This is a genomic window from Sphingomonas faeni (genome assembly GCF_023195535.1).
GTDB classification, from domain to species: domain Bacteria; phylum Pseudomonadota; class Alphaproteobacteria; order Sphingomonadales; family Sphingomonadaceae; genus Sphingomonas; species Sphingomonas faeni_B.
The window spans coordinates 802,130-828,081 of sequence record NZ_JALPNF010000001.1 but is presented as its reverse complement, the minus strand read 5'-3'; the positions used below and the strand labels follow the sequence as shown (position 1 = coordinate 828,081).

Annotated in this window: 31 protein-coding genes and 1 other RNA gene; 17 read left to right on the top strand and 15 right to left on the bottom strand. The window is 65.6% G+C overall.

What is annotated here, in order from left to right:
* Positions 1 to 119 precede the first annotated feature (119 nt).
* The 3 genes from SPHN_RS03375 to SPHN_RS03365 all read left to right on the top strand — a co-directional run bounded on the left by SPHN_RS03375 (position 120) and on the right by SPHN_RS03365 (position 2,570).
* A complete protein-coding gene (locus tag SPHN_RS03375) occupies positions 120 to 1,829 on the top strand; it encodes a DNA polymerase III subunit gamma/tau (RefSeq protein ID WP_248521095.1) in 1,710 nt (569 codons plus the stop codon).
* On the top strand, positions 1,826 to 2,149 hold the full coding sequence (locus SPHN_RS03370; protein ID WP_248521093.1) for a YbaB/EbfC family nucleoid-associated protein: 324 nt from the start codon (positions 1,826 to 1,828) through the stop codon (positions 2,147 to 2,149). The genes SPHN_RS03375 and SPHN_RS03370 overlap by 4 nt, the downstream gene beginning before the upstream one ends.
* Before the next feature lie 178 nt (positions 2,150 to 2,327).
* Positions 2,328 to 2,570, top strand: coding sequence for a hypothetical protein (locus SPHN_RS03365; RefSeq protein WP_248521092.1), 243 nt, complete (start codon positions 2,328 to 2,330; stop codon positions 2,568 to 2,570).
* A gap of 188 nt (positions 2,571 to 2,758) precedes the next feature.
* Here SPHN_RS03365 and mtgA read toward each other — a convergent pair whose 3' ends face one another.
* The 4 genes from mtgA to SPHN_RS03345 all read right to left on the bottom strand — a co-directional run bounded on the left by mtgA (position 2,759) and on the right by SPHN_RS03345 (position 6,647).
* Entirely contained in the window at positions 2,759 to 3,436 is a 678-nt protein-coding gene (gene mtgA / locus SPHN_RS03360; protein ID WP_248521090.1) for a monofunctional biosynthetic peptidoglycan transglycosylase, read from the bottom strand.
* A 9-nt stretch (positions 3,437 to 3,445) separates the two neighbouring features.
* The gene (locus tag SPHN_RS03355) at positions 3,446 to 4,714 is read right to left on the bottom strand and encodes a flavin monoamine oxidase family protein (protein WP_248521088.1); all 1,269 of its coding nucleotides are present in this window, start codon (positions 4,712 to 4,714) and stop codon (positions 3,446 to 3,448) included.
* 4 nt (positions 4,715 to 4,718) lie between these two features.
* Positions 4,719 to 5,621, bottom strand: coding sequence for an RNA polymerase sigma factor RpoH (gene rpoH, locus SPHN_RS03350; RefSeq protein WP_056048373.1), 903 nt, complete (start codon positions 5,619 to 5,621; stop codon positions 4,719 to 4,721).
* 78 nt (positions 5,622 to 5,699) lie between these two features.
* The gene (locus SPHN_RS03345) at positions 5,700 to 6,647 is read right to left on the bottom strand and encodes an RluA family pseudouridine synthase (protein ID WP_248521086.1); all 948 of its coding nucleotides are present in this window, start codon (positions 6,645 to 6,647) and stop codon (positions 5,700 to 5,702) included.
* A 17-nt stretch (positions 6,648 to 6,664) separates the two neighbouring features.
* Between SPHN_RS03345 and SPHN_RS03340 the strand changes: the two genes are divergently transcribed.
* From SPHN_RS03340 to SPHN_RS03290, 11 genes are all read left to right on the top strand, one after another.
* The gene (locus tag SPHN_RS03340; RefSeq protein ID WP_248521084.1) at positions 6,665 to 7,057 is read left to right on the top strand and encodes a M67 family metallopeptidase; all 393 of its coding nucleotides are present in this window, start codon (positions 6,665 to 6,667) and stop codon (positions 7,055 to 7,057) included.
* A gap of 192 nt (positions 7,058 to 7,249) precedes the next feature.
* On the top strand, positions 7,250 to 7,894 hold the full coding sequence (locus SPHN_RS03335) for a histidine phosphotransferase family protein (RefSeq protein WP_248521082.1): 645 nt from the start codon (positions 7,250 to 7,252) through the stop codon (positions 7,892 to 7,894).
* Between the two features lie 203 nt (positions 7,895 to 8,097).
* Positions 8,098 to 10,383 (top strand): chemotaxis protein CheA, encoded by a 2,286-nt coding sequence (locus SPHN_RS03330; RefSeq protein ID WP_248521080.1) that lies wholly within the window; start codon positions 8,098 to 8,100, stop codon positions 10,381 to 10,383.
* Positions 10,380 to 10,808: a chemotaxis protein CheW gene (locus SPHN_RS03325; protein ID WP_248521078.1), complete on the top strand. Its 429-nt coding sequence runs from the start codon at positions 10,380 to 10,382 to the stop codon at positions 10,806 to 10,808. The genes SPHN_RS03330 and SPHN_RS03325 overlap by 4 nt, the downstream gene beginning before the upstream one ends.
* 75 nt (positions 10,809 to 10,883) lie before the next feature.
* Entirely contained in the window at positions 10,884 to 11,249 is a 366-nt protein-coding gene (locus SPHN_RS03320) for a response regulator (RefSeq protein WP_055878033.1), read from the top strand.
* A 64-nt stretch (positions 11,250 to 11,313) separates the two neighbouring features.
* The gene (locus tag SPHN_RS03315; protein ID WP_248521076.1) at positions 11,314 to 12,414 is read left to right on the top strand and encodes a chemotaxis protein CheB; all 1,101 of its coding nucleotides are present in this window, start codon (positions 11,314 to 11,316) and stop codon (positions 12,412 to 12,414) included.
* Positions 12,411 to 13,268 (top strand): CheR family methyltransferase, encoded by an 858-nt coding sequence (locus SPHN_RS03310; RefSeq protein WP_248521074.1) that lies wholly within the window; start codon positions 12,411 to 12,413, stop codon positions 13,266 to 13,268. The genes SPHN_RS03315 and SPHN_RS03310 overlap by 4 nt, the downstream gene beginning before the upstream one ends.
* A 28-nt stretch (positions 13,269 to 13,296) precedes the next feature.
* The gene (locus SPHN_RS03305; RefSeq protein WP_248521072.1) at positions 13,297 to 13,452 is read left to right on the top strand and encodes a hypothetical protein; all 156 of its coding nucleotides are present in this window, start codon (positions 13,297 to 13,299) and stop codon (positions 13,450 to 13,452) included.
* A gap of 12 nt (positions 13,453 to 13,464) precedes the next feature.
* A complete protein-coding gene (locus tag SPHN_RS03300; RefSeq protein WP_248521070.1) occupies positions 13,465 to 14,154 on the top strand; it encodes an N-acetylmuramoyl-L-alanine amidase in 690 nt (229 codons plus the stop codon).
* Between the two features lie 191 nt (positions 14,155 to 14,345).
* An RNA gene (gene rnpB / locus SPHN_RS03295) (RNase P RNA component class A) lies at positions 14,346 to 14,730 on the top strand.
* 48 nt (positions 14,731 to 14,778) lie between these two features.
* Positions 14,779 to 16,803, top strand: a complete 2,025-nt coding sequence (locus tag SPHN_RS03290) for a hypothetical protein (protein ID WP_248521068.1) — start codon at positions 14,779 to 14,781, stop codon at positions 16,801 to 16,803.
* 47 nt (positions 16,804 to 16,850) lie between these two features.
* Here the strand turns inward: SPHN_RS03290 and SPHN_RS03285 are convergent, their stop codons facing one another.
* Together SPHN_RS03285 and SPHN_RS03280 are read right to left on the bottom strand one after the other, a co-directional pair.
* Positions 16,851 to 17,489: a carbonic anhydrase gene (locus SPHN_RS03285; protein WP_248521066.1), complete on the bottom strand. Its 639-nt coding sequence runs from the start codon at positions 17,487 to 17,489 to the stop codon at positions 16,851 to 16,853.
* Complete coding sequence (locus SPHN_RS03280) at positions 17,486 to 19,066, bottom strand: SulP family inorganic anion transporter (RefSeq protein WP_248521064.1); 1,581 nt, start codon at positions 19,064 to 19,066, stop codon at positions 17,486 to 17,488. Before SPHN_RS03280 ends, SPHN_RS03285 begins: the two co-directional genes overlap by 4 nt.
* Positions 19,067 to 19,293: 227 nt before the next feature.
* On the opposite strand from SPHN_RS03280, the gene SPHN_RS03275 reads away from it, so the two are divergent.
* Positions 19,294 to 19,833: a J domain-containing protein gene (locus tag SPHN_RS03275; RefSeq protein ID WP_248521062.1), complete on the top strand. Its 540-nt coding sequence runs from the start codon at positions 19,294 to 19,296 to the stop codon at positions 19,831 to 19,833.
* Positions 19,830 to 20,138 carry a (2Fe-2S) ferredoxin domain-containing protein gene (locus tag SPHN_RS03270; RefSeq protein WP_248521060.1) on the top strand — a complete coding sequence of 103 codons (309 nt, stop codon included), beginning with the start codon at positions 19,830 to 19,832 and terminating at the stop codon, positions 20,136 to 20,138. Before SPHN_RS03275 ends, SPHN_RS03270 begins: the two co-directional genes overlap by 4 nt.
* A 133-nt stretch (positions 20,139 to 20,271) precedes the next feature.
* On the opposite strand, the gene SPHN_RS03265 is transcribed toward SPHN_RS03270, so the two are convergent.
* From SPHN_RS03265 to SPHN_RS03230, 8 genes are all read right to left on the bottom strand, one after another.
* Positions 20,272 to 20,679 (bottom strand): SufE family protein, encoded by a 408-nt coding sequence (locus SPHN_RS03265; protein WP_248521058.1) that lies wholly within the window; start codon positions 20,677 to 20,679, stop codon positions 20,272 to 20,274.
* A gap of 234 nt (positions 20,680 to 20,913) precedes the next feature.
* Positions 20,914 to 21,153, bottom strand: a complete 240-nt coding sequence (locus SPHN_RS03260) for a hypothetical protein (RefSeq protein ID WP_187502368.1) — start codon at positions 21,151 to 21,153, stop codon at positions 20,914 to 20,916.
* Positions 21,154 to 21,165: 12 nt separating this feature from the next.
* Complete coding sequence (locus SPHN_RS03255; RefSeq protein ID WP_248521056.1) at positions 21,166 to 21,414, bottom strand: hypothetical protein; 249 nt, start codon at positions 21,412 to 21,414, stop codon at positions 21,166 to 21,168.
* A gap of 35 nt (positions 21,415 to 21,449) precedes the next feature.
* The gene (locus SPHN_RS03250) at positions 21,450 to 21,743 is read right to left on the bottom strand and encodes a hypothetical protein (RefSeq protein ID WP_248521055.1); all 294 of its coding nucleotides are present in this window, start codon (positions 21,741 to 21,743) and stop codon (positions 21,450 to 21,452) included.
* Positions 21,744 to 21,770: 27 nt separating this feature from the next.
* Complete coding sequence (gene pspC, locus SPHN_RS03245) at positions 21,771 to 22,154, bottom strand: envelope stress response membrane protein PspC (RefSeq protein ID WP_187502365.1); 384 nt, start codon at positions 22,152 to 22,154, stop codon at positions 21,771 to 21,773.
* Between the two features lies 1 nt (position 22,155).
* A complete protein-coding gene (pspB, locus tag SPHN_RS03240; RefSeq protein WP_187502364.1) occupies positions 22,156 to 22,443 on the bottom strand; it encodes an envelope stress response membrane protein PspB in 288 nt (95 codons plus the stop codon).
* A gap of 1 nt (position 22,444) precedes the next feature.
* The gene (gene pspA / locus SPHN_RS03235) at positions 22,445 to 23,110 is read right to left on the bottom strand and encodes a phage shock protein PspA (RefSeq protein WP_187502363.1); all 666 of its coding nucleotides are present in this window, start codon (positions 23,108 to 23,110) and stop codon (positions 22,445 to 22,447) included.
* Positions 23,111 to 23,162: 52 nt separating this feature from the next.
* Positions 23,163 to 23,306 carry a hypothetical protein gene (locus tag SPHN_RS03230; protein WP_248521054.1) on the bottom strand — a complete coding sequence of 48 codons (144 nt, stop codon included), beginning with the start codon at positions 23,304 to 23,306 and terminating at the stop codon, positions 23,163 to 23,165.
* A 172-nt stretch (positions 23,307 to 23,478) separates the two neighbouring features.
* Here SPHN_RS03230 and pspF point away from each other — a divergent pair, with 172 nt between their 5' ends.
* Positions 23,479 to 24,516, top strand: a complete 1,038-nt coding sequence (gene pspF / locus SPHN_RS03225) for a phage shock protein operon transcriptional activator (protein ID WP_248521053.1) — start codon at positions 23,479 to 23,481, stop codon at positions 24,514 to 24,516.
* A gap of 141 nt (positions 24,517 to 24,657) precedes the next feature.
* Here the strand turns inward: pspF and SPHN_RS03220 are convergent, their stop codons facing one another.
* Entirely contained in the window at positions 24,658 to 25,866 is a 1,209-nt protein-coding gene (locus SPHN_RS03220) for a cation:proton antiporter (protein ID WP_248521052.1), read from the bottom strand.
* Positions 25,867 to 25,952: the final 86 nt, after the last annotated feature.

Genomic DNA, 25,952 nt, shown 5'->3' with positions numbered 1-25,952 from the left:
CGCTTCCCATCTAAAAAATGCCGATAGTACCCCGAACCTGGACCCCCGCGTCCGCGTGGGAACAGAAAGGGTTCGCTAGCCCTTCGACACCGCCCCCCAAACCGCCTATATCGACCGCAATGTCAGATTCATTCGACCTGGGCGAACCCCCGCAGCCGGCCAAGACGCCGGCCCAAACAGGGGACGTCGCCTACCGCGTGCTAGCGCGCAAATACCGTCCGCAGACCTTTTCCGAGCTGATCGGCCAGGACGCGATGGTCCAGACGCTTGGCAACGCGATCAAGCGCGACCGGCTCGCGCACGCATTTCTGATGACCGGCGTCCGCGGCGTGGGGAAGACGTCGACCGCGCGCCTCATCGCCAAGGCGCTCAACTGCATCGGCCCCGACGGCGAGGGTGGCCCGACGATCGACCCTTGCGGCGTCTGCGAGCCGTGCCGTGCGATCGCCGAGGGCCGCCACATCGACGTGATCGAGATGGACGCCGCCAGCCATACCGGCGTCGACGACGTCCGCGAGATCATCGACGCGTCGCGTTATTCGGCGGTGACTGCGCGCTTCAAGATCTACATCATCGACGAAGTCCACATGCTGTCGAAGAACGCGTTCAACGCGCTGTTGAAGACGCTCGAGGAGCCGCCGCCGCATGTGAAATTCCTGTTCGCGACGACCGAAGTGAACAAGGTGCCGGTGACGGTCCTGTCGCGCTGCCAGCGCTTCGACCTCCGCCGGATTTCCGCCGAGCAGCTCTCGAAGCATTTCGCCTGGGTTTCCGAGCAAGAGGGCGTCATCGCCGATCCCGAGGCGCTGATGCTGATCGCGCGCGCTGCGGAAGGCTCCGCACGCGACGGCTTGTCGATCCTCGACCAGGCGATCGCGCATGCCGGGCTCGAAGGCGGTGGCGTGACCGCGGATGCGGTGCGCCAGATGCTCGGGCTGTCAGACCGGGGCGCAGTACGCGATCTGCTCACGCTGATCCTCGCCGGCGACGGGGCAGGGGCGCTCGCGTCGATGCGCCGCCAATATGATTACGGCGTCGATCCGCTGTCGGTGCTCCGCTCGCTGCTAGAAACCGTCCACGGCATCACGCTGACCAAGGTCGGCACGCCGCCCGACGCCGCGCAGCCGATGGAGGAACGCGCGGCGCGCGAGGAATGGGCGGCATCGCTCGGCTATCCCGCGCTGCACCGCCTGTGGCAGCTGTTCCTCAAGGGCCATGACGAGGTCGCCAAGGCCGCACTGCCGATCGAGGCTGCGGAGATGGCGCTGTTGCGCGCGATCTACGCCTCGACACTGCCCGATCCCGGCGACCTCGCGCGTCAGATTGCCAGTGGCGCGGCGCCCTCAGCGACACCGTCGTCACCGCCAATGCCGCCACCTGCGCCTCCGTCCGGCGAAGCGCCGCCCTGGAACGCAGCATCCGCTGCGAAGGCGCCCGAACCGGTGGCGACCGGACCGATCCTGCCGCCGACGTTCGAGGCGCTGGTCGATCTGCTCGACGAATCGGGCGGCCTCGCGATCGCGGCACGGCTCCGCCACGGTGCACGCGTGGTCAGCTATGCGCCGCCCGAATTCACCCTAAGCGGCAGCCGCCCGGTGTCGGCCGACACGCTCGCCGAACTCAACGCGCTGTTGAAGAGCGTGACGCGGACGGCGTGGAAAGTGTCGATCGTCGACGCACCCGGCGCACCAACGCTGCGCGAGGCGCAGGACGCCGGTGACGCCGCGGTGCGCCAAGCTATTCTCGAATCCCCCATCATGAAGGCCGCGGTGGCAGCGTTTCCGGACGCCCAGCTCGAATCGTGGCCCGGTCAAAGGAGCAACGCATGAAGAATATCGATGAAATCCTCGCCATGGCGCAGAACGTCCAGAGCGAGCTCGAAAAGGCACAAGCCAGTCTCGACACGATCGAGGTCGAGGGCGCGTCCGGCGGCGGCCTCGTCAAGGTGAAGGCGTCCGCCAAGGGCCGCATCATCAGCATCGCGATCGACGATTCGCTGATGCAGGTGAACGAGAAGCAGATGCTCGAGGACCTGCTGACGGCGGCGTTCAACGACGCGCGCGCCAAGGCGGACGCGGTTTCGGGCAGCGAAATGTCCAAGATGACCAGCGGCCTGCAACTGCCACCGGGCTTCAAGTTGCCTTTCTGAGTCGTAGTGCGCACGCCGCTCTGGCGGCGAGACGCACAAGACCGGCCGGCGTGACCTCTGCCACGACCGACGCGGGCTTTGCCCGCGGCACCGGCTGACTGGGCGCGGTGGTCGTTTCGGCGCGGGAACAATCGCTCTTCGGTCGGCGTTGCGCTCTTCAGTAATCAGGGAGAGTATCATGGCCGAAGAGCGCATCGTCGAAACGCCGACCACCCACACCACGATCATCGAACGCCGCGGCGGCGGTGGCGGCATGTTGATCGCGATCGTCCTGCTGATCGCAGTATTGATCGGTGGATTTTATCTTTTCAGCCGGTCGGGCGCGCAGAACAGCAAGGACGCCGCGATCACGTCGGCCGCGAAGAGCGTCGGCGGTGCCGCCGAAAAGGCCGGCGATGCGGTCGAAAAATCGACGCAGTAATCGCGAGAAGCGTGTTTTTCCCGCGACGGCGAGGACCCAGCCTGGGCTCTCGCTTTCGCGCGGGACCAAGGGCCGTTCCCCCCGTCATCCCGGCGAACGCTGGGATCTTCCTCCGCGACGCGCACCCTTCGCCACGAGGAGACCCCAGCGTCCGCTAGGGTGACGGTTTTTGGTCGGGTGTCTCCAGTTCAGGATGTGCGCAGACACCCATCCAGCCCGTCGTTCCGCACCACCGAAACGCGCCGCGATAGCGTGTTCCCGTGTTTCCGCACAAAGCCACGCGGGTCGATCGCCGCACGCTTCTTCGGCAGGGGCAACACCGCCGCGATCCGCCCCGCCTCGGTCGGCGACAGCTTCGAGGCGTCGTGGTGGAAATACCGGATCGCCCCGGCATTCGCGCCATAGGTCCCGATCCCGGTCTCGGCGATGTTGAGATATACTTCCATGATCCGGCGCTTTGGCCACAACGCCTCGATCAGCACCGTGAAATACGCCTCGAACGCTTTCCGCAGATAGCCGCCGCCCTGGAACAGGAACGCGTTCTTCGCGGTTTGCTGGCTGATCGTCGAGCCCCCGCGGATACGCCCACCGCGGGCATTGCGCGCCACGGCGCCGGCCATGGCTTTGAAATCGAAGCCGTTATGCGAGCAGAAGTGCGAATCTTCGCCGCCAATCGCGGCGCGCGCCATGTCCGGGTCCATCTCCGATAGCGGCATCCAGTCCTTGGTGACGCCGCGTCCCGCGATCACGTCGCCCATCATCGTCCAGGTGAACGGCACCGGCACGAAGCGGTACAGCCCGACCCAGGCGACCGTGACCAGCACGAACAGGAAGACGGTCTTGGCGAAGATGCGGAGGAAGCCCATCGGCGTTCCTTATGCGATCGGCGCGGGCTCGCCAATGACTGCGCGGGCCGCTGTGACGCCGGTTGCATAGGCGCCGTGCGCAGTCGAGAAATCGAACGGGTGGCACGCCTCGCCGGCGAAGTGGATGCGGCCGTCAACCGAGGCGGCGAGGACGGTGCGTTGCCCGGCCCGACCAACGCGCGCGTGGCTGTAGCTGCCGCCGATATAAGGTTCGTGACGCCAGCGGGTCGCGGTCAGCGGCGTGAAGCGCTTGCGCCAGTCGCTGCCGAGCAGGCCGACGAGTTCGTCGATCGCGAACTGCGCGGCATCGCCGTCCTCCAGCATTTCCGCGCAGTCGCCGCCGAAGAAGCTTTCGACGATCGGCCAGCCAAAGGGCGACAGGCGGTGGCTGGCGGTGCACGCGGTGTACGGATTGCCGACCAGATGCGCGTTGGTTGGCCATTCGGGCCGGTCGACATGGAGGAACACCTTGTCCGCGAGCCCGAGCGGGAGGTCGGCAGCGGCGGCATGCTTGTCGGGCAGGGGCGGGTCGAACACGATCTGCGACTTCGCGAGAACGGTCGTGGGGACGCAGACGATGACGTGGTCCGCCTCGATCGTGCCGGCCGGGGTGTCTAGCTTGAGGACGCGGCCGCTATGATCGATGCGGGTTACCGGTGTCGAGAGGCGGATGTTGAGGCCGGCGGCGTGGCTGGCGACGAGCGTGCCGTAGCCTTCCTTCACTGTCCAGTTGTCGTCAGTGGAGGCCTCTTCGTACGCGGCCCAATCGTGGAGCGAGACCTGGCTGAGGTTGGCGCCGTTGGCGTAGCCCGAGATCGCGTCGATCTTCGGACGCCATAGGTCATTCGGAGCGATGAAGTCGGAGAGGGGGCGGTCGGGGCCTTCGATGGCGGCGAGGGCGCGCTCGTTCCAGGCTGAGTATGCGTCGGCGGAGGATACCTGGTCTTCGGGCGGAAAGCCGAGATCCCGCCACTGCGTACGCCAGTTTGCGTCGGAGCGGTCAACGGTGAAGCCGGTAGCATCAGCTATCGAAGTCCAGGGGTTGCGTTCGGCGGAGTGAAGCCAGCCGCAACCGGCGTCGACATGTTCCCCCGCGAAGGCGGGGGTCCAGTCTGGGCCCCCGCCTTCGCGAGGGAACATGTAGGTCAGGGACAAGCTGTGCGCCCGACCGCCGAGACTGTCGCTGGCCTCGACGAGAAGGACGTCATGACCACCGTCATGCAGCGTCCTCGCCGCAGCAATACCGGCCGCACCGCCGCCGATGACGACGGTGCGCATCGACTTACGCTGCCAGCAGGCGCTTTTCGCCGGCGATCCGCATCATCGCCTTCTGCAGTTTCTCGAATGCACGCACCTCGATCTGCCGCACCCGCTCGCGCGACACGCCGTAGACCTGCGACAGTTCCTCGAGCGTCTTCGGATCGTCGGTCAGACGGCGCTCGGTCAGGATATGCTGCTCGCGCTCGTTCAGATCGTCCATCGCCGACACGAGCATCGAGTGGCGGACGTCCGCCTCCTGCGCATCGGCGACGATCTTGTCCTGCAACGGCGCGTCGTCCTGCAGCCAATCCTGCCACTGGCCCTCGCCGTCCTCGCGCATCGGCACGTTGAGCGACGTATCGCCGCCCATCGCCATGCGACGGTTCATGCTGACCACGTCGGTCTCGGCAACCCCCAGATCGGTGGCGATCTTGGTCACGTGCTCGGGACGCAGATCGCCGTCCTCGAACGCATCGAGGCGGCTCTTCATCCGACGGAGGTTGAAGAACAGCTTCTTCTGCGCGGCGGTGGTGCCCATCTTCACGAGGCTCCACGAGCGCAGGATATATTCCTGGATCGACGCGCGGATCCACCACATCGCATAGGTGGCGAGACGGAAGCCGCGCTCGGGCTCGAACTTCTTCACGCCCTGCATCAGGCCGATATTGCCCTCGGAAATCAGCTCCGACGTCGGCAGGCCATAGCCGCGATACCCCATCGCGATCTTCGCCACGAGGCGGAGATGCGACGTCACCAGCTGCGCCGCGGCTTCGGTGTCGCCATGCTCCTGGAAGCGCTTGGCGAGCATATATTCCTGCTCGGGTTTCAGCAGCGGGAATTTCTTGATCTCGGCGAGATAGCGATTGAGACCCGCCTCGCTGCCGAGCGCAGGAATCGTCGCTGGAACGTTGGAGCGGGCTGCCATTGTCGTAATCCCTTTCTGCTGACCCCGATCGCCGCACCGCGGCCCCCGGTTGCCGCGATGCGGCATAGTGTCGATTATCTATACGTGAAGCTGAGTGAACAGTTCCTGCATGTCTGCGGGCATTTCGCTTTCGAACGCCAAAGCGATGGTTTTCACCGGATGGATGAACCCCAGATGCGCCGCGTGCAAGGCCTGCCGGCGGAAACCGAGCGTTTCGAGCAGCGACTTCTGAACTTGTTTTGTTCTACCATAGACCGGGTCGCCCAACAAGGCGTGGCCGATCGACGCCATGTGCACGCGAACCTGATGCGTGCGCCCGGTCTCAAGCCTGCACTCGATCAGTGCGGCATCGCGCAGCGTCTCGATCGTCGAGAAATGCGTCACCGCGCGCTTGCCGCCCTGCACGATCGCGATCTTCTTGCGGTTCTGCGGACTCCGCGCGAGAGGTGCGTCGACCGTCCCGCTCGGCGGGCGCGGGATGCCGCCGACGATCGCCTTGTAGCGCCGGTCGATGCTGTGGTCGTGGAACTGCTTCGCCAAGCCTTCGTGCGCGCGGTCGGTCTTGGCGGCGATCATCAGCCCCGACGTGTCCTTGTCGATGCGGTGAACGATCCCCGGCCGCGCGACGCCGCCGATTCCGGAGAGATTACCGGCACAATGGTGGAGCAGCGCGTTGACCAGCGTCCCGTCGAAATTGCCCGCGGCGGGGTGGACGACGAGGCCCGCGGGCTTGTCGATCACGATCAGATCGTCGTCCTCATAGGCGACGACGAGCGGGATATCCTGCGCTTCGTTGTGGAGCGGCGTTGGTGGCGGGATCGCGACCGCGAACACCTGGCCGGTCGCCGCCTTCTTCGCCGAATCGCGCCATTCGCGACCATTGAGCGTGACCTGGCCCGCCGCGATAAGTGCCTTAAGCCGCTCGCGCGACATGTCCGGCAGCACTTCGGCGAGCGCACGGTCGAGCCTCCAGCCATCGGTGGCCGGCGTGATCGATGCTTCGACGATGGAAACCCCCCGGTCCATGTCGTAGCGATGTGGCGATGAGCGTGACGATTTCAAGCGAAGTGTTGACACAACTTGTTGCCGCGGCGACCGCGTCGCCCGACGCGGAGATTTGTGGGCTGCTGTTCGGGACGGCGAGGCGGATCGAGGCGGCGGAGGCGTGCGCGAATGTCGCGGCCGATCCGGCGCGGACGTTCGAGATCGATCCGAAGGCATTGTTTGCGGCGCATCGACGGGCGCGGGGGGGAGGGGCCAGCTTGGTCGGGCATTATCATTCGCATCCGTCGGGTTTGCCGGTTCCGTCTGCGCGTGATGCGGCGCAGGCTATGGGGGATGGGGCGATCTGGGTGATCCTTGGCGGGGGTGAGGCGCGTGCGTGGCGATCGGTCGAGATGGGCGCGTTCGTCGAAGAGATGATCGACGATACGTAGACCTCACCACCCGTCATCCTGACAAAAGTCAGGACCCAAGGTTAGCTGGGGCAACGTTCTTCGCACTGGGTCCTGACTTTCGTCAGGATGACGGAGGGAGGCACGTTAAGCCCGTTGTGAGAGTCGGCGACCGCAACCCTTGCGCGCCGTCCGCACCCCCGCCACAAGACGCTCCAGAATTAGGGGATTTTCATGACGGTCAGCCCGGTCGATTTCGCGAGTCTGCTGTGTTCGCGCCTGTGCCACGACCTGCTGTCGCCGGTGGGGGCGCTCAACAACGGGCTGGAGCTGCTCGCCGACGAAACCGATCCGGCGATGCGCGAGCGGGTCATGCAGTTGCTCGCCGACAGCGCGCGTGCGTCCGCCAGCAAGCTCAAATTCTTCCGACTGGCTTTCGGGGCGGCCGGCGGGTTCGGCGAACTGGTCGACACGCATGAAGCGCGCAATGCGATCGAGGGGCTGGTCGCTGAGAACAAGCGGATCACTTTCGTCTGGGCGGTCGAGGCCTCGGCGATGCCCAAGTCCGCGGTGAAAGTGCTGCTCAACCTCGTGCTGGTCGCGACCGAATCGCTGGTCCGCGGCGGGACCATGGAGGTCGGCGGCGAGGAGAATGACGGGCAGCTCGAGATCGTCGTGAAGATCGAGGGCGCGCGGATCGTGCTCGACCCCGAGATCCGTCGCACGCTGGTCGAAGGCGAGGGCGCGCATAATGTCACGCCGCGCGCCGCTGCTGCGTACCTGATCAATACGGTCGTGGCGGAGGCGGGCGGCACGGTGATCGTGTCCGAGCCGGCCGAGGGGATCATGATCTTCGGCGCGGTCTTCAACGCGCGGTAGGGCGTAAGTTCGATCCTCCCCCGGCAGGGGGAGGTGGCTAGCTCTTGCCAGACGGAGGGGGAGGCAAGCGACCACTTCTGTTCCGTATCCTCCCCCTCCGTCACCTGCGGTGCCACCTCCCCCTGGCGGGGGGGGATTGAGAAGACGGGCTAACGCGGTCTTAACCTCCACCCTGCATGACAGGCCTCGAACGCGGGGCCCGCATGGACGATCTGTTACAGGAATTCATTGCCGAGACGCGCGAAACGCTGGAGGCTATCTCCGGCGAGATCGTCGCGTGGGAAGCCGCACCCGCGGACAGCGGGCGCCTCGATGCGATCTTTCGCTTCGTCCACACCGTCAAGGGAAGCTGCGGTTTCCTCGACCTGCCTCGCCTCGCCCGGCTGAGCCACGCGGCTGAGGACGTCCTCGCGGCGGTCCGCGACGGCAAGCGCACCCCCGATACCGCGCTCGTCAACGCGGTGCTCGGCATCGTCGACCGGATCGGCGAGATCGTCGAGGCGATCGACAGCGGCTCGCCGCTCGACGATTCGGGTGAGGATCTGCTGATCGCCGCGCTAGCGCCCGACGCGCAGCCCCGCGCACAGGCACCGACCACCCCGCACAGTCGCGCCGCCAGCCGCAGCGTCCGCCTCAACGTCGACCTGCTCGATCACATGATGAGCGGCATGTCCGAGATGGTGCTCGCGCGTAACGAACTCGCCCGGCGGCTGCGCGACTGCGACGTCGACCCGAAGGTCGAGGCGGCGCTCGAACGCCTGTCGCTGACCGTCGCCGACATGCGCGACACCGTCACGCGGACGCGCATGCAGAAGGTCGACGCGCTGTTCTCGGCGCTGCCGCGAATGGTGCGCGATACCAGTGCCGAACTCGGCAAGAGCGTCGATCTCGAGATCGAGGGCGCGGATGTCGAGCTCGACCGCGAGATGATCGAGCTGATGCGCGATCCGCTCGTCCACATCATCCGCAATTCCATCGACCACGGTATCGAGGGGCCGGCGGAGCGGCGTGCACTGGGCAAGCCCAAGAACGGCCGGCTGGTCGTATCCGCCCGCCAGTCCGGCAATCAGATCCTGATCGAGGTTGCCGACGACGGCAAGGGCATCGACGTCGCGCGGATCGTCGCCAAGGCCGCGGAAAAGGGACTCCACAGCGTCACCGAACTCGCGGCGATGAGCGACGCGGCCAAGCTCGACCTGATCTTCGCCCCCGGCTTGTCGAGCCGCGATGCGGTGACCGCGATCTCGGGTCGCGGCGTCGGCATGGACGTGGTGCGCGCCAATATCGAGCAGATCGGCGGCCGGATCGTGCTGACCAACGATCCGGGGCGCGGGCTTCGGATCGTCATTCACGTGCCTCTGACGCTGTCGATCTTGTCGACGATTATCGTCGGAGTCGGCACGCAGCGGTTTGCGCTTCCACGTCAGGCGATCGAGGAGATCGTGATGGTGCGCGGCGACGCCGTGCGGATCGACACGATCGGCGACGCGGCCGCCGTCACGGTGCGCGGCCGGCGGATGCCGCTGGTATCGCTCGGCCAGCTGTTCAAGCTGAACGACGACGCGCCGCCGACGCTGGTGATCGTGTCGACGCGCGAGGGGGATTACGCACTCGGCGTCGATACCGTGCTCGATACCGAGGAACTGGTGGTGAAGCCCGCCTCGCCCGCGGTGATGGCGACCGGCGTCTATGCGGGCAAGACCTTGCCCGACAACGGCCTGCCGATGTTGCTGCTCGACGCGTCCGGGATCGCCGCGGTCGCCGGGTTGCGTTTTACGCCGGTGGTCGCCGCGTCGACCGAAGTCGAGGAGGTCGTGCCGGGTGTCCCCGCTCTGCTGTTCGACGATCTCGATGGTTGCCGCCGTGCGATCGCCCTGGCGGTGATCGACCGTGTCGAGCCGGTGGCGGTGGACGCGATCCGCTGGTCGGGCGGGGCGATGCGGCTGTCGATCGGCGATGCGATCATCCCGCTCCACGCGGTCGCGGCGTTCGGCACGCGCACCGAGGTTGCGGTGCTGCGCCTGACCGACGGCGAAAGCGAGATGGCCTATGCGATTGCCGAGGCGATCGAGATCGTCGCGCTGCCCGCGGAGATGGCGCCTGCGCGGGGCGCCGGGCCGATCGCCGGGGTGGTTTCGATCGCCGGCGAGCAGATCGAACTGATCGACCCGCATGCGTTGTTCGCGGGTCAGCCGGTCACGCTCGCGTCGCTGCCGGTGTGCCTGTTGCAGGTCGACGGATCGGGCTGGATGGAGACGTTCCTGAAGCCTGCGCTCGAAGCCTCGGGCTATCGCTGCGTCACCGCGCTGGCGGCGGGCGAGACCGCAGCGGTGGCGCTGGCAATGGAGGATACGCCGCTCCGCGAGACGCTGGCACCGGTGGTGACGCTGCGCCGGACACGCACCGCCGAGGGTGAGGATGACGCGAGCATCTATCGTTACGATCGGCCGGCCTTGATCGCCGCGCTGGCGGCACGGAGGGCGATGTGAGCGAGCTGTTCCTGGTAGCGCATATCGCCGGGCGCGGCGTCGCGATCGCCGCCGCGCAGGTCGATTCGGTGGTCGATATCGGCGAGGTGATCGCGGTGCCGCGCGCCGACGCGTTCGTGCGCGGTCTCGCGGCGCTGCGCAGTCGCGTGGTGACGGTGATCGACACCGGCACCGCACTTGGCTTGGAGCCTACGCCCGACGCCGTCCGTCGCGCGGTCATCACCGTGGTCGAGGGACATCATTATGCGATCCTGGTCGATTCGGTTGAGGACGTCGCGCCGTTCGCGCGGTTGCCGCTGTCGTCGGGACTGGCGCTGCATCGTGGCTGGGCGACGGCCGGGACCGGCATCGTCGAGCGTGATGGCGAACCCCTGCTGATCCTCGATCTCGCCGCGGTTATCCCCGCGATCGTGCCCGCCGCTTGAAATTTTCCGTTGCTTAACCCGGCGCTTACGCTTTTCCGCGTAGACCGGCCTCACGATTTCCCCGGAAGGCTTTCCATGAAGACCTGTCTCGTCGTCGATGATTCAAAGGTGATCCGCAAGGTCGCGCGCCACATCCTGGAGACGCTCGATTTCACCGTCACCGAAGCCTGTGACGGTCGCGAGGCGCTGGCATCGTGCATGGCGTCGATCCCGGACGTGATCCTGCTCGACTGGAACATGCCGGTCATGAGCGGCATGGATTTCCTGCGCGCGCTGCGTGAGGCCGACGTACCCCGCCGCCCCAAGGTGGTGTTCTGCACGACCGAGAACGGCATGGCCTATATCCGCGCGGCGATCGAGGCCGGGGCCGACGAATACGTCATGAAGCCGTTCGACCGCGACACGCTGGAATCGAAGCTCCAGATCGTCGGCATGGCCTGATCCAGCCCGGACGATGGCCAGCCGGTCTCCCCCAATCCCGCGACACGATCGCGACGGCGATCCTATGAATGGGGTCGGGCGGATCCTGATTGTCGACGATTCGGTGGTCGCGCGTGCGGTGATCGGCCGGCTGATCGATGCCAGCGACCGTTTCCTGGTCGTGGGCGCGGTCGGCACGGCCGCGGCGGCGCTGGAGTTTTTACGGCGCGCTACGGTCGAGTTCATCCTGCTCGATATCGAAATGCCGGGTATCGACGGATTGACCGCGCTTCCGGACCTGATTGAGGCGGGGCAGGGTGCCAAGGTGTTGATCGTGTCGTCCTCCGCCGAAGACGGGGCCGCCGCCTCCGTCCAGGCGCTCGCGCTCGGCGCTGCCGAAACGTTGATCAAGCCGTCGCCGGGCGCTCTGTCCGGCCTGTTCGGGCCCGCGCTGATCGCCAAGCTCGAGCGGTTGAGCGAGCCGCCCACCCGGATGCCGCCGCCGACGATGGTCCGTTCGTCCGCGCAGCCTTGCGTACCCGAGATCTCGCCGCACCGGGCGTTGCTGCCGCCGTCGCAGACGTCCCGCGTGGCGGCGGTGGCGAGCGACGACTACGACATCGTCGCGATCGGCGCCTCCACGGGCGGCATTCATGCGCTCAGCCAGGTCTTCCGGGAAATTCCAACCGGCTTCCGGTTGCCGATCATTATCACGCAGCACCTGCCGGCATCGTTCATGCCCTATTTTGCCGCGCAGATCGCGTTGATCGCCAGACGTCCGTGCGAGGTCGCGACAGATCGGCTACGCGTGCGTCCCGGTCGCATCATCGTCGCGCCGGGCGATGCGCATCTGAAATGCGTCGCGCTCGGCGACCGCGGCGCAGCATTTCGCCTGACTCATGATCTTGCCAGCAGTGGGTGCATGCCATCGGTCGATCCGATGCTCGCGTCGATTGCCGAGGTTTATGGCGCGAGGATGATCGCGGTCGTCCTGAGCGGAATGGGGCGCGACGGAGCGGAGGGCGCGCGTCGCGTTCACGAACGCGGCGGTTGCGTGGTCGCGCAGGATCAGCAAAGCTCGGTCGTCTGGGGGATGCCTGGCGCCGTCGCGGCGGCCGGCGTTGCCGATGCCGTGCTGTCGCCCGAGGCGATCGGTCGCCTGATTGCGACGCGGCGCCGGCCATGACGCTCGTAAAGCCTTTGCCGGTCGTCGCATCGCAGACCGCGATCGCCGTGCTCACTGCGCTCCTTGAAGCGCGTACCGGCCAGCAGATTGCCGCCTATCGCGCTTGGCGCCTCGATACCGCGCTCAAGCCGCTGCTTCGCGACCGCAATCTCGACACGCTCGACCAGCTGGTAACGCAGTTGCTGGAAGGCAGCGACAGATCGATCGGTGACCGGATCGTCGATGCGCTCGTCAATCAGGAAACCTCGTTCTTTCGCGACGCCCAAGTCTTCGACCTGCTCGTGGAGGCTGTTGCCGCGGTGCAATCGGCGAGCCGGCGGGTGCGGATATGGTGCGCCGGGTGTTCGACCGGGCAGGAGCCGCTGTCGCTGGCGATGGTTTTTGCCGAGCGGCATGAAACAAGCGGTGCGCCGATGCCTGAAATCGTCGCTACCGATGTGTCCGAAGCCGCGCTCGCCCGTGCGCGCGGGGGACGCTTCTCACAATTCGAAATCCAGCGCGGTCTTCCCGTCCGGCGGATGATCCGCTGGTTCGATACGACCGGCAGCGACTGGGTGGCCAAACCCGAGCTGGTCAAGCTGATCACGTTCCGACGCATGAACCTGGTATCCGATCAGCCCCCGCCGGGACGGTTCGACATCATCCTGTGCCGCAACGTGCTGTTGTATCTGTCGACCGAAACCAAGACCGGTGTGTTTCCTAAGCTCGCCAATGCGCTGAACCCTGGCGGCAAGCTCGTACTCGGTGCCGGTGAGACGGTCATCGGCCAGACCAGCGCGTTCGAACCCAGCAGGGGATTTCGCGGCTTCTATCAGATGCCGGGCGAGGATGGTCGCAGCCGGTCGGCACGCTGACCGTCAATCACAGCGCGGCGCGTCGATCATGCGGCTGTTCGCCGGAGCCTATTACGTCGACAGTCCGTTAACGCTATTGATGCTGGCCGGCGGTGGCGTGGCGACGCTAGGCAAGGCGATCGTCATGCTGCGCTCGGCGCGGGCCGGTGCAGGCGGCCGGTATCAGAGTAGCCGAACGGCTTGAAGGGAAGCTGGCTTGAAGTTCATCGAGACACCGTCACCGAATTTCGACGACCGCACGCTGCCCATCACGATGATCGTGTTGCATTATACCGGCATGCAGGACGGCGCGTCGGCGATCGCCCGGTTGCGCGATCCCGAGGCAAAGGTGTCGTCGCATTACCTGGTCGAGGAGGACGGCACGGTCCTGCGCATGGTCGCCGAGGACAAGCGCGCGTGGCACGCGGGCAGGTCGCACTGGCGCGGGGTCGAGGACGTCAACTCGGCGAGCGTCGGCATCGAGATCGTCAATCCAGGCCATGAGTTCGGCTATCGCCCCTTCCCGTCGGAGCAGATCGCGTCGGTCGTGGGCTTGGTCGCCGAGATCAAGGACCGGCACGAGATCACGCGTGGTAATATCGTTGGTCACTCGGACATCGCGCCGACGCGCAAGCGTGATCCGGGCGAGTTGTTCCCATGGCACGAACTGGCGCGGCGACGGTTGGCGTTGCCGCGGCCGACCAAGAATTTGATGGACCCCGGCTGGACCGAGGGCGGATTCTGCCTCGCGCTCGAACGTTTCGGGTATGACGTCGAGAACCGGATGGCGGCGACGATGGCGTTCCAGCGGCGGTTTCGCCCGGAACTGGTCGACGGCGAGGTCGATGCGGAATGCCGGTGCATCCTGCTGGCGTTGCTGCTGCCCAGGCCGATGGGCGACGATTGACCCGCGATCCTCCCCCGCAAGGGGGAGGTGGCACCGAAGGTGACGGAAGGGGAGGTCTCGGAACAGCTGTTTCCCTTTCCGCCCCCTCCGTCTGGCAAGTGCCAGCCACCTCCCCCTGGCGGGGGAGGATCGCAGCGCGCTCGTTATAAACGGGTGGTGCATCCGGCCCACCCGCGCTAGAGACCGCCTCGCCAGAGGGTCGGGCGGCCGCGGGTGTCTCAGGACACGCGAGGAAAGTCCGGGCTCCGCGAAACGACGGTGCCGGGTAACGCCCGGCGAGGGTGACCTCAGGGAAAGTGCCACAGAGAGCAGACGGCCAACCCTCGGCGCAAGCTGGGGCGGTCAGAGTGAAAGGGTGCGGTAAGAGCGCACCGCGCGCCTGGTAACAGGGGCGGCACGGCAAACCCCACCGGGAGCAAGATCGAATAGGGGTGGCACATGGGCTTTGTTTCAGCTCGTCACCCGGGTTGATTGCTTGAGGCGGCGGGCAACCGTCGTCCTAGAGGAATGGTCGCCTAACTTCCGTATCGAAGGATCGGAAATGGACAGAACCCGGCTTACAGACCCTCTGGCATCCTTCCCCGAACCATTGCAGACTGCGGCGAAATTTCGTCGGGGGAAGTGATGCGTTTCAAGGGAATGGCGTTGGTCAGCGCGGGCGTGCTGGCAATGGCGACGGGGTCGACACCGGGCGGCGCGCAAACCCCCGTGACGACGACGGTCCAGCAGGATTTCGATGCCGCTGCGGCGTTGGATGCAAAGCCCGATCGCGCAGCCTCGCTTGCCGCCTGGGAAAAGCTCGAGGCGCGGACCAAGCCGGGGTCGCGTAGCCGTGGTATCGTGCTGGTCCGCAAGGCACCGACACTTTTCGCCCTGAACCGTGCCGACGAATCGGTGAAGGCCGCTCGGGCAGGGCTTGCCTTGCTGCCGGCGGACGACGCCAGCCTTGCAGAGGACCGGACGCACGCCTTTCTGATCCTGGGTCAGGTTGCAACGGATACGCTCGATTATGCTGGCGCGGTAACTGCGCTGCAACAGGCGGAAGCGAGTGCGATCAGCACCGCCGACAAGCTGGGCGCGATGCTGGCGCTGGTCACGCCGCAGACATTCATTGATCCGGCTGCTGCCGCGGCGACGTTGGCGCGCAGCGATGCGCTGATCGTTACGACGAAGCTCGACAAGGCCGTTGCCGCGCGGTTCGTCCGCGCGCGGACTATCCTGATGCTCAATACGGGCGATATCGCCGGCGCGCGTGCCAATGCGTTGCGGGCGATCAGGCTTCTCGGTGGTCTGGAATCGGCCAAGATCGACGTCACGGACGCGTCGGCGCGCTCGGATGCAGCAATCGCATTCCTGCTGAGCGGCAACGCCGACGAAGCGCGGCGGTACATGGCCTATACCGGCGCGGGACGCATGGTGAAGGGCTCGTTCGATCCGGCCGCCGAGATGCGATCGCCGGACTGTGGCGGGGACGCCGGTCTGAAACCGCAGGACGTCGCGGTGGTCGAGTTCAACATCGCATCCGATGGCACGATCGATCACGCGCTGCCGATCTATGCCGCGGGTGGCGGCCAGGTCGCGCTCGAATTTGCCCGTGCGGTCAAGGGATGGTCTTGGCCTGCCGACCAGGTTCAGGCGATCCCGGCCTTTTATCGCTATCACGTGCGCGTCGAAATGCGCTGTTCGACCGCGTTCGAGCGGCCCTCGATCGGTGACAGCTTGGACGGTGTTCTGGAGCAATGGCTTTCCAGCAAGGGCGTCGCGGTGGCGCCCGAACCAACCGGTCCACAGGCGGCTGCGCTCGCGGGCCAGCGTACCGAACTGGCATCGGCGACGGCGCAGTCGCCTAACGGTTTGCGTACACTCGCTGCTCTGCACCGCCTGACGAGCAACCCCACCGTCGCGCGCGAGGAACGGGCTGCACTTTATGCGCGCGGTCTGGCGATCGCAAAAGCCAATGATGCGCCCCCCAGCGCGCTACTGACCTTCGATCTTCCGGGACGCGTCGATGCGGTGACCGATATCTGGAAGCCGGGTGCATACGAACGGACTCTGACGCCGATGGTATCGGAGCCCGTTTACGCCAACGATCCCCAGGCACGGGCGGCGATCAGGCTGATGATGGTAGATGGCGCGGTGGCTCGGACCAGAAAGTCTGAGAAGAACGACACGGCAATCGTGACGCTTCGACAGGTGGCTGACGATAAAGCGTTGAAGCCGAACGATCCGCTGCGCGTCGGCGCGCTGATCCGGATCGCCTCGATCGAAGAGCGCAACGGCCAGATCGAGGCGGCCCGCGCGACGTTCGCCTCCAGCGGCCTGACGGCAAACCAGTGCGCGATCATGGACGCACCACCCAAGATGGTCGCGATGCCGGGATCGGAGGCGTTCCCAATGGAAGCGCAGCGCTGGGGTTTCGAGGGTTGGACGCAGGTTCAATTCGACATCGGCGCGGATGGCAACGTCATCAACCAGCGCGCGCTGCTGAGCTATCCACCGTTTATCTTCTCGGAGGCGGGCACCAAGTTTTTCACCAAGGCGAAATACGCCAAGACCTACCGGCCTGACGGTGGGCTCGGATGTGGTGCCACGACGACCCGGATCAAGTTCTTGCTTCCCGAATCTGCTCGACGGTCTACATCCGGCTGAACTGTTCCCTCCTTCCAGCGGTATCGCTGGAAGGAGGGAGGACGCATTTACACCAGCACCTTGTCCGGCCTGCCGATCTCTTCGAGCACGGTCTTCGAATCGATTTCCATCATCGGTTTTATCAGGCCGTCGCGGATGTCGTAGACCCAGCCGTGCAGAAGCACTTCCTGCCCGCGGGCGAACGCGCCCTGGATCGTCGCGGTGCGCGCGAGCCGGATCAGCTGGTCGCGGACATTGACCTCGACCAGCCGGTTGACCTTCTGCTCGCGGTCGGGCTGCGCGTCGATCTCGTCGGCGTGATCGTGCAGCACGCCGCGCGCGGTCGAGAGCCAGTCCTCCACTGCGCCGCTCGTCCCGCCATCGAGCGTCGCGCGGATCCCGCCGCACGCATAATGGCCGCAGATGATGATGTGGCGCACGCCCAGTACGTCGACCGCATATTGCAGCACCGACATCAGGTTCATGTCGTCGTCGTTGACCAGATTGGCGATGTTGCGGTGGATGAACATGTTGCCCGGCGGCGTCATCGTCATCTGTTCCGGACTGACTCGGCTGTCCGAGCAGCCGATCCACAGGAACTCCGGGTTCTGCCCGACCAGCTGGCGCTGGAAGAAGTCGGCGCTTTCCTCGATGATCTCGGCCGACCACGCCTTATTGGCGAGCAGCAGCTGCTTGTATTGCCTCATGCGAAACGGACCTCGGTCTGGGGGGCGTTGATCAGCTTGACCGTGCGCAATGCGAGATCGCCGCGGATGAGCACGGTGATGCCGCGGTATTGCGCGCCCTTGATGAACGCGTTGATGATGTCGACGTTGTCGAGATCGACATAGCTGGTCGACGACAGGTCGATCAGCAGGTTCGCGTTGTCCGGCACGCGATCGAGCGACTTCTGCAGTTCGTATTTATGGATGAAATACAGGTTCCGGCGGGCACGGACGAGACAGTCCTCATCGTCGCAGGCGAAGGTGATCGCGGTGCGGAAGTTGCGCGCGACGACGAACACGAAGCCGACGGCGAGACCGATCACGATGCCTTCGAGAAGGTCGGTGAACAGGATCGCCACGACGGTGACGACGAACGGGATGAACTGCGTCCAGCCCTGCTTGAAGCGCTCGGTGTAGAGCTTGGGCTTGGTCAGCTTGTAGCCGGTTGCGATCAGCACCGCGGCGAGTGCCGATAGCGGGATCAGGTTCAGCACCGCGGGGATCAGCGCGACGCTGACCAGCAGCCAGAAGCCGTGCAGGATCGTCGACAGCTTGCTCTCCGCCTTCGCATCGACGTTGGCGGACGACCGGACGATCACCGACGTGACGGGGAGACCGCCGATCAGGCCAGACAGGATGTTGCCGCCACCCTGCGCCATCAGCTCCCAGTTCTTGTCGGTCGAGCGACGACGCGGATCGATCTCGTCGACCGCCTTGACGCTCAACAGCGATTCGAGGCTGGCGACGATCGCGAGCGTGACGGCGCTGCTCCAGACGATGCCCATCGTGATCCCGGAGAAATCGGGAAAGGTGAACAGCGACGGAAATTGCGACAGCGTCTGCGTGATCGGTACCTGGACGAGATGCGTCGCCTGGAGCTGCCAGTCGGGCTTCACCGCGCCGAGCAGCATGTTGCCGAAGATGCCGATCAGCACAACGACCAGCGGACCGGGGACGAAGCGCAGCGGGCCGTCCTTGGGCTTGGCGCCATCCCACCAGAACAGGAAGGCGAGGCTGAACCCGGCGATCAGGATGGCCCCGGGCGTCACGCTGGCCGAGAGGCTCTCGACGATCCGCGAGAAGGTATTGACGCCGTTCGCGGTGCTGAATTCGAAGATGCCCACGGCTTCACGGTCGAAACCGACCGCGTGCGGGATCTGCTTGAGGATCAGGATCAGGCCGATCGCGGCCAGCATGCCGGTGATCACCGACGAGGGGACGAACTCGCTGAGGATGCCGGCGCGGGTCAGCGAGAAGCAGATCTGGAGCACCCCGGCGAGTACCACGGCCATCAGGAACATCTGGTAGCTCGGCATACTTTCGATCGCGGTCAACACGATCACCGTCAGGCCGGCGGCGGGACCGCTGACCGACAAGGGCGACTTGGAGAACAAGCCGACGGCGATGCCGCCGACGATCCCGGAGATGATGCCCGCGAACAGAGGTGCACCCGACGCAAGCGCGACGCCGAGACAAAGGGGTAGCGCGACGAGCGCGACGACGATGGAGGCGGGAAGATCCGCGCGCCATGTGGTGAGCTTTGGAATAAGAGTCGGCACCGATGCTCCTGTCGCTAAGGTGTCGGCTGGGGATACGTCCGACGCGGACGCGTCTATCCATGCCACATGACAAATAGTTCATGTTCAGTAAGCGATGAACGGTGACTGACTCAAGGTGGAATGTCACGGCGCGGGCGATTGACATCAAACGGCACGATTTTGGTGTCGGCCGGCTAATAGTCGGTGTGCGGTTGCGTTGTCGGCGGGGACGCCTATCTCGGGCCGCTATGGCGAGAAGCACGACACGTTCGTCCGATTGGGGATTTCCGCGCTGGCGCGAGTATGGCGCGAGTTCCGAGGCGGTGACCGTTCGGCTGTGCGACCGGCATGGTTGCAACGAGCCGGGCAATTGTCCGGCGCCGAAATCGCCGAACAGTCCGGACCGCTGGTATTTCTGCATGCACCACGCCGGCGAATATAATCGCGGCTGGAATTACTTCGAAGGTTTGAGCGCGGAAGAGGCCGCCGAGCGCGAGGCTGCCGAAACGCGCACCGCGGACGGCTACACCGATCCGAAGCATTACGCCTGGGCCGGGTCTGGCGACGGCAGCCGATCGCGCGACGAGATGCGCGCGCTGGAGGTGCTGGACCTGGAACCCGACGCGACGTTCGAGGATGTCCGCGCGGCGTGGCGGCGGATGGCGAAGGCCAACCACCCGGATGTGCGGCCCGGCGACAAGGACGCCGCTACCCGGTTCCAGGGGGTGCAGGCGGCATATGAGGTGCTGAAGGTGGCCGAGGATCAGCGGACGTGGAAGCCGGCGTGATCCGCGTTCTTGCCAGCCGCTGGCAGGGAAGCGTGCTGGTCTGCGGGAAATGTTCGAAGAAGCTTGGTGGCGGGTTCGGCGAGAAGGGGCGTACGCCGCTGGTCAAGCTGTTGCGTCAGGCGCTTGGCGTGAAGAAAGGCCGCAAGGCCGATCGCGGGGTCGTCGAGGTGAAATGCCTCGGGGTGTGCCCGAAGAACGCGGTGGTGGTGGTGGACGGCGCGCATACCGGACGATGGATGCTGGTGCCGGCTGGGACCGAGGCCGATGAGATCGTCGCGAGCCTGACCGGGTCTGGACCTGCCTGAACGATCCTCCCCCGCCAGGGGGAGGTGGCTGGCGAAGCCTGACGGAGGGGGAGGAGAGGGCAACCGCTGCTCCGTGTCCTCCCCCTCCGTCGCCTTCGGCACCACCTCCCCCTGGCGGGGGAGGATCGAAATCTTATTTCGCGTAGCGCTCGGCTGTTTCCCGGATCAATGCGATCATGTTCGGGATTCCCTGCGTCCGGTTCGAACTCAACTGCTTGCTCAGATCGAACGGCGCCAGTTCCGCCTTGATATCGGTCGCGACTATCTCGCCGGGCGCCTGATCCTGCACCGTCAGCAAAACCAGCGCGATGATCCCCTTGGTGATCGCGGCGTTCGAGTCCGCCAGGAAATGCAGCCGGCCATCGTCGGTGGTGGTCGGATACACCCACACTGAGGCCGAACACCCCCGCACCAGCGTCGCATCGGTCTTGAGCGCATCCGGCATCGGTTCGAGCTCTTTGCCGAGATCGATCAGCAGGCGGTAACGGTCGTCGGGTTCGAGGAAGTCATATTCCTCGCGGATGTCGGTGAGGGTGGCCATGGAAGCGGCGGTTACTCCGGTGAAGGTCCGCTCGCAACAGTCCGTCAGGTCATACTCGTGGACCTGAGCCACCTACGTTACCCGAAGCCTAATCGTACCCCCCCCCTAAGCCTATTTCCGTCACCCCAGCGAAAGCTGGGCTCTCATCATCGTGGGGAGACCCCAGCTTTCGTTGGGGTGACGGGTGACGGGTGACGGGTGACGGTCGGGGGGATACCGCAGGGGCGGAACGTTCTAGAGATCCACCCCGGCGGCGATCGCCTCGAGCTTCTTGATGCGCTCCTTCAGGTCGGCGATCTCGATCCGCGATCCGGTCGATACCGCGACCGGCATGCCGCCGTCGTGCATCTGGCCCAGCTCCATCCGCCGCAGCGAGAGCCAGCCGCGCCATCCCGCCAGCCCGCCGGCGACGATCATCGCCAGCCCCGCAAGGCTCGCCAGCGCCAGGATGATATAGACGTTGGGTTCGATCATGTCCGCCTCCTCTTAGCGGTCGCGGAGCCGCTCGATCTCTCGGTCGAGATCGACGCTCTTGTGGTTGTCGGTGATTACGCGCTCCAGCACCTGAATGCGCTCCTTCATCTGCTGCACTTCGTCGCGCAGTCGCGCCGCTTCGGGATCGTTCATCAGCGAAGCGCCTTCTGCATGTCGCGTGCTCTTGTGCCGCGATTTGAAGATGCCGGTAATCATCACGATCAGGACGATCATCACGACCATCACCTGTCCACCATTCATGATCTTGTCTCCTGTGATAGCGTTCGGGCGACGGCTCAGCGGTCGCGAAGGGCCTCGATCTCGCGGGCGGTGCGCTCGGCGGGATCAGTGGCGATGCGTTCGAGGACTGCGATTCGCTCCTCGAGGCGGGAAACCTGGCCGGTCAGGCGCTCGTTCTCGCTGCTGAGCAGTTCGACCTGCCGCTCGGCATTGGGCTCGCGCTTCATCGTCCTGCCCCAATCGTCGCTCGGCGCGTAGCCGTGTCGTGCACGGATCCAGTTGTTGATCACCCACCCCGCCGTCGAGATCGCGATGATCGCAATGACAAATAAAGGTTTACCCCAGTCCATCGTTGGTCTCCCTGTTGACGCCGCGTCTCAGCGCAGGCTGTCGATCTCTGCCGCAAGGCTGGTGCTGTTGCGGCTGGTGTAATGCGTCTCGATGTCGGCGAGGCGGCGGTCGATGTCGCGGAATTTGCTCCGGACCTCGGCGGTCGAGCGCTTCGGGTTCGAGCGGACACCCTGCCAGAACTTCGCGTCGTCGGGCGTCTCGTACAGCCCGATCGGCTTGGCATGCCCCATCCAGGCGACCAGCCAATAGGCGAGCAGCGTCCAGGGAAAGCCGCCGGCGAGCGTGAGCACGACCATCGCGACGCGGACGAAGAGCACGTCGATCCCGGTATAATCGGAGATCCCGGCGCAGACGCCCTTCCACTTGGCATTCTGCTTATCGAGGTAAAACTGCGTGCGGCTGCCGGACATTTCAGTTCCTCCGATCAGAAGTGCGGTCGGATTGCTGGTCCGACAGATACGGCGATTGCGTGGTGCCGAGGCCCGGCTTCCAGTCCGGATTGTCGGCGGCGATGATCCGTTCGACGGTCATCACGCGGTCTTCGAGGCGGCGGGCGAGCATCTGCATCTCGTCGAGCAGCTTCTCGTCTTCCTCGGTGATCCGCGGCGCCTGCTTCCACTTGGTGATGTAGTGCAGGATCACCCAGGGCAGCCCGATGAACAGTACCGCGCAGACGAGAACGGGGGTCAGGTCATCCATCTCAATCGTCCTTCTTCATGCGCGCCTTGAGCGCGGCGAGCTGGGCGTTGACCTTGTCGTCGCTGCGCAGCTCGGCGATTTCCTCCTCGAGCGTCTTGACGACCCCGAGCCCCATCGCGTCCGCGCGGCCCTCGGCCTCGTCGACGCGGCGGTCGAGGATCTCGAAGCGGCTGAACGCCTCGTGCGTCTTCGGGCCGTTGTACATTTCCCGAAGCCGGGTGCGGTTGTTCGCGCTTTCCAGCCGGGTCTGCACCGCGTTCTGCTTGGTGCGCGCCTCGCGGAGCTTGGTCTGGAGCTTGGCGATGTCCTCTTCCGACGCGCGCAGCGCATCGTCGAGCACGCCGACCTCGGCCTTCAGCTGCTCGGCCATGTCGAACGCCTTCTGGCGTTCCACGAGCGCTGCCTTGGCGAGGTCCTCGCGGTCCTTGCTCAGCGCGAGCTCGGCCTTCTCGGTCCAGTTGTCCTGGAGCTGTTCCAGCTTCGAGATATGGCGGCGCATCTCCTTCTGGTCGGCGATGGTGCGCGCGGCGGAGGCGCGAACCTCGACCAGCGTCTCCTCCATCTCGAGGATGATCATGCGGATCATCTTCGACGGGTCTTCGGCCTTCTCGATGAGATCGGCGAAGTTGGCGGCGACGATGTCGCGGGTGCGGGAAAAGATGCCCATGTAAATCCTACTCCAGGGGTCGGCCCGAGGCTCTCGGGGAGCCGTCGGGGTCTTATGCCACGATTGCGGTATGGACCGCGATGGGCGTTGTGTTGGTTGCGATCGCTGGGCCGACTGCGCCGAGGACGCAGGTTGCGCTGACGACGATGGTGCAGAGGGTGGCGGCGACGGTGCGGGCGATGTTGGTGTTGAACATGGTGGGTCCCCTTTGAGGTTGGTTGGTTCCGCTATTCGGCGGGTTGCCTCAAGCATTGCATCTGTCGTGCCAGTTTTGAAAATGGCGGAATTGCAGGGGTTTGCGCGATTTTGCGTGTTGGGCGCCGCCCGCAAGCTTGCCAAGAGTTGGGAATTCGCGCCACATCTTCGCCATGGAGCGAACGACACAGGTCATCGGCGAATCCGGCACGTTCATGGCGGCACTGGAGCGCGCGTCGCGGGCGGCGGCCTTGGATCGCCCGGTGTTGGTGATCGGCGAGCGCGGGACGGGCAAGGAACTGGTCGCCGAGCGACTGCATCGATTGTCATCGCGGTGGGATCAGCCGCTGGTGATCATGAACTGCGCGGCGCTGCCCGAAACGTTGATCGAGGCGGAATTGTTCGGGCACGAGGCGGGTGCCTTTACCGGCGCGACCAAGGCACGGGTCGGGCGGTTCGAGGAGGCCGATGGCGGAACGCTGTTCCTCGACGAGTTGGGGACGCTGTCGATGGCGGCGCAGGACCGGTTGCTGCGCGCGGTCGAATACGGCGAGATCACGCGGATCGGCTCGTCGCGGCCGATGCGCGTCGACGTGCGGATCGTGGCCGCGACCAACGAGCATCTTCCCGACAAGGTCGACCGGCATGAGTTTCGCGCCGATCTTCTCGACCGGCTGTCGTTCGAGGTGGTGACCTTGCCCCCCTTGCGCGCGCGGACCGGCGACGTGGTGGTGCTCGCCGAGCATTTCGGGCGGCGGATGGCGTCGGAGTTGGGGCGCGAACGCTGGGAGGGCTTTGGCCCCGTGGCGATGGACGCGCTGATCGCGTATCGCTGGCCGGGGAACGTGCGTGAGTTGCGCAACGTCGTCGAGCGCGCGGTGTATCGCTGGGAACAGGCCGGGCCGATCGACGCGATCGAGATCGACCCGTTCCAGTCGCCGCACCGGCCGGGGGCCTCAAGCGCGCCGAAACCCGCAGCCGTGACCCCGCAACCAGCCGAAGCGGAGGACGGCGAAGACCCGGTCGTGGCCTGCGAGGAAGGCCCATCGGACTTCAAGTCCCGCGTGTCCCGCTTCGAACGGGACCTGCTGTCGCGTGCGCTGTCGGACCATCGCTTCAACCAGCGCGCCACCGCCGAGGCGCTGGGCCTAAGCTACGACCAACTCCGCCACGCGCTGAAGCGCCACGACCTGCTGAACGCTGGCGGTTAAAGTAATCCTCCCCCGCTAGGGGGAGGTGGCGCCGAAGGCGACGGAGGGGGCGGCACGCGAAACTTCTGTTCCGTCTCCTCCCCCTCCGTCTGGCAAGCGCCAGCCACCTCCCCCTTGCGGGGGAGGATTGCAGGGGGGCCCTCAGCCACTCTTCCCCACCAGCCCCGCCAGCTTCTTGAGCTTCGGCGCGACCATCGGCACGGTCAGCATCGTGCTCGCCAGCGCCATCAGCAGCAGCGCGGTGAACGTCTCGTTGGTGATGATCTTCTTATCCAGCAGGATGTTGACGAAGATGATCATAATCAGCGCCTTGGTCTGGAGCAGCCAGCCGATCGCCGACGCCTCGCCGGGCCGCCATTTCAGGATCCGCCCGGCGGCGTGCACCCCCATGAGCTTGCCGCCGACCGACGCGATCAGCAGCAACGCAGCGGCGGCAAAGACCGCTAACCCGCCGACCGCCCACTGCGTCTTCAGGCCGGTCGACAGGAAGAACACCGGCATCACCGCGAGCAGCACGAAGTGGCGGAACTGGTCCATCCTGGCCGTGGTAAACCATTTCGAATCGAGCACCGCGCCCGACAGGAACGCGCCGACCATGAAGTGCAGCCCCGCCCAGTCCGCCGCGAACCCACAGCCGGCGAGCCAGATCAGGCTGACATACCAGCGGTCGCGCTCCTCGATCATCCCCATCAGTTTCCGCACGAGCAACGTCGCCACGGCGAACCCGACCAGGAAGCCGCCCTGCCGCCCGACGCGCTCCCAGTCGAGCAGGATCAGCGCGAGCACGCCCCAGATCGCGATGTCGTCGAGGCTCGCGTAGCGCAGGATCCGCTGGCCGATCGGTTCGCGCAGGATCTCGAGCTTTTCGAGAAAGAGGACGAGAATGGGGAGGGCTGTGACGGCGCAGGCCATGCCGATGCCGAGCACCACCTGCCACGTCGCGCCGTCCGGCCCGCGCCAGCCGGGGTAGCGCAGCATCAGCGCCGCCGCGATGCTGCCGGTTACCAGTGGCACCGCGAGCGCGAGCCCTGCGGTGACGCCGGTCTCGCCGCGCCGCTTCCACGCCTCGCCGAGGTCGAGCTCGATGCCGGCGACCCAGACGAACATCATCACCGCCCACCATGCCACGCCGTTGAGCGAGCCCAAGGTCGCGGGCGTGAAGATCGTCGCATAATAATCAGGATACGCTGCGCCGAGCACGCCCGGACCGAGCAGGATGCCACCGATGATCTGCACGACCACCAGCGGCGCCCAGTAATCGGTCCGCCCGAGCCGCCACACCAGGTACGGCACCGTGAAGATGATGAGCATCGCAAGGAGGAAGACCTCCGTCGGCGTCATGGCGTGCATGTGATCCCCCTCGCACGGCAGTTTCCCCCACCGTATCGTTTCGGTCGCGGTAGTAATCGGTTGCGACCGCGGCGGCAATCTACGCA

Coding starts and splice junctions, on each gene's coding strand:
- SPHN_RS03355 (WP_248521088.1), bottom strand. CDS start 4,714: ATGCGCACCGTCGTCATCGGCGGCGGTGCGGCCGGTATTGCTGCGGCG.
- SPHN_RS03260 (WP_187502368.1), bottom strand. CDS start 21,153: ATGATCGAACCCAACGTCTATATCATCCTGGCGCTGGCGAGCCTTGCG.
- pspC (WP_187502365.1), bottom strand. CDS start 22,154: ATGTCCGGCAGCCGCACGCAGTTTTACCTCGATAAGCAGAATGCCAAG.
- SPHN_RS03250 (WP_248521055.1), bottom strand. CDS start 21,743: ATGGACTGGGGTAAACCTTTATTTGTCATTGCGATCATCGCGATCTCG.
- SPHN_RS03330 (WP_248521080.1), top strand. CDS start 8,098: ATGGACGATCTGTTACAGGAATTCATTGCCGAGACGCGCGAAACGCTG.
- SPHN_RS03220 (WP_248521052.1), bottom strand. CDS start 25,866: ATGCACGCCATGACGCCGACGGAGGTCTTCCTCCTTGCGATGCTCATC.
- SPHN_RS03290 (WP_248521068.1), top strand. CDS start 14,779: ATGCGTTTCAAGGGAATGGCGTTGGTCAGCGCGGGCGTGCTGGCAATG.
- pspA (WP_187502363.1), bottom strand. CDS start 23,110: ATGGGCATCTTTTCCCGCACCCGCGACATCGTCGCCGCCAACTTCGCC.
- SPHN_RS03370 (WP_248521093.1), top strand. CDS start 1,826: ATGAAGAATATCGATGAAATCCTCGCCATGGCGCAGAACGTCCAGAGC.
- SPHN_RS03340 (WP_248521084.1), top strand. CDS start 6,665: ATGAGCGTGACGATTTCAAGCGAAGTGTTGACACAACTTGTTGCCGCG.
- pspF (WP_248521053.1), top strand. CDS start 23,479: ATGGAGCGAACGACACAGGTCATCGGCGAATCCGGCACGTTCATGGCG.
- SPHN_RS03335 (WP_248521082.1), top strand. CDS start 7,250: ATGACGGTCAGCCCGGTCGATTTCGCGAGTCTGCTGTGTTCGCGCCTG.
- SPHN_RS03375 (WP_248521095.1), top strand. CDS start 120: ATGTCAGATTCATTCGACCTGGGCGAACCCCCGCAGCCGGCCAAGACG.
- SPHN_RS03285 (WP_248521066.1), bottom strand. CDS start 17,489: ATGAGGCAATACAAGCAGCTGCTGCTCGCCAATAAGGCGTGGTCGGCC.
- SPHN_RS03365 (WP_248521092.1), top strand. CDS start 2,328: ATGGCCGAAGAGCGCATCGTCGAAACGCCGACCACCCACACCACGATC.
- SPHN_RS03320 (WP_055878033.1), top strand. CDS start 10,884: ATGAAGACCTGTCTCGTCGTCGATGATTCAAAGGTGATCCGCAAGGTC.
- SPHN_RS03275 (WP_248521062.1), top strand. CDS start 19,294: ATGGCGAGAAGCACGACACGTTCGTCCGATTGGGGATTTCCGCGCTGG.
- SPHN_RS03265 (WP_248521058.1), bottom strand. CDS start 20,679: ATGGCCACCCTCACCGACATCCGCGAGGAATATGACTTCCTCGAACCC.
- SPHN_RS03305 (WP_248521072.1), top strand. CDS start 13,297: ATGCGGCTGTTCGCCGGAGCCTATTACGTCGACAGTCCGTTAACGCTA.
- SPHN_RS03255 (WP_248521056.1), bottom strand. CDS start 21,414: ATGAATGGTGGACAGGTGATGGTCGTGATGATCGTCCTGATCGTGATG.
- pspB (WP_187502364.1), bottom strand. CDS start 22,443: ATGGATGACCTGACCCCCGTTCTCGTCTGCGCGGTACTGTTCATCGGG.
- SPHN_RS03315 (WP_248521076.1), top strand. CDS start 11,314: ATGAATGGGGTCGGGCGGATCCTGATTGTCGACGATTCGGTGGTCGCG.
- SPHN_RS03345 (WP_248521086.1), bottom strand. CDS start 6,647: ATGGACCGGGGGGTTTCCATCGTCGAAGCATCGATCACGCCGGCCACC.
- SPHN_RS03230 (WP_248521054.1), bottom strand. CDS start 23,306: ATGTTCAACACCAACATCGCCCGCACCGTCGCCGCCACCCTCTGCACC.
- rpoH (WP_056048373.1), bottom strand. CDS start 5,621: ATGGCAGCCCGCTCCAACGTTCCAGCGACGATTCCTGCGCTCGGCAGC.
- mtgA (WP_248521090.1), bottom strand. CDS start 3,436: ATGGGCTTCCTCCGCATCTTCGCCAAGACCGTCTTCCTGTTCGTGCTG.
- SPHN_RS03310 (WP_248521074.1), top strand. CDS start 12,411: ATGACGCTCGTAAAGCCTTTGCCGGTCGTCGCATCGCAGACCGCGATC.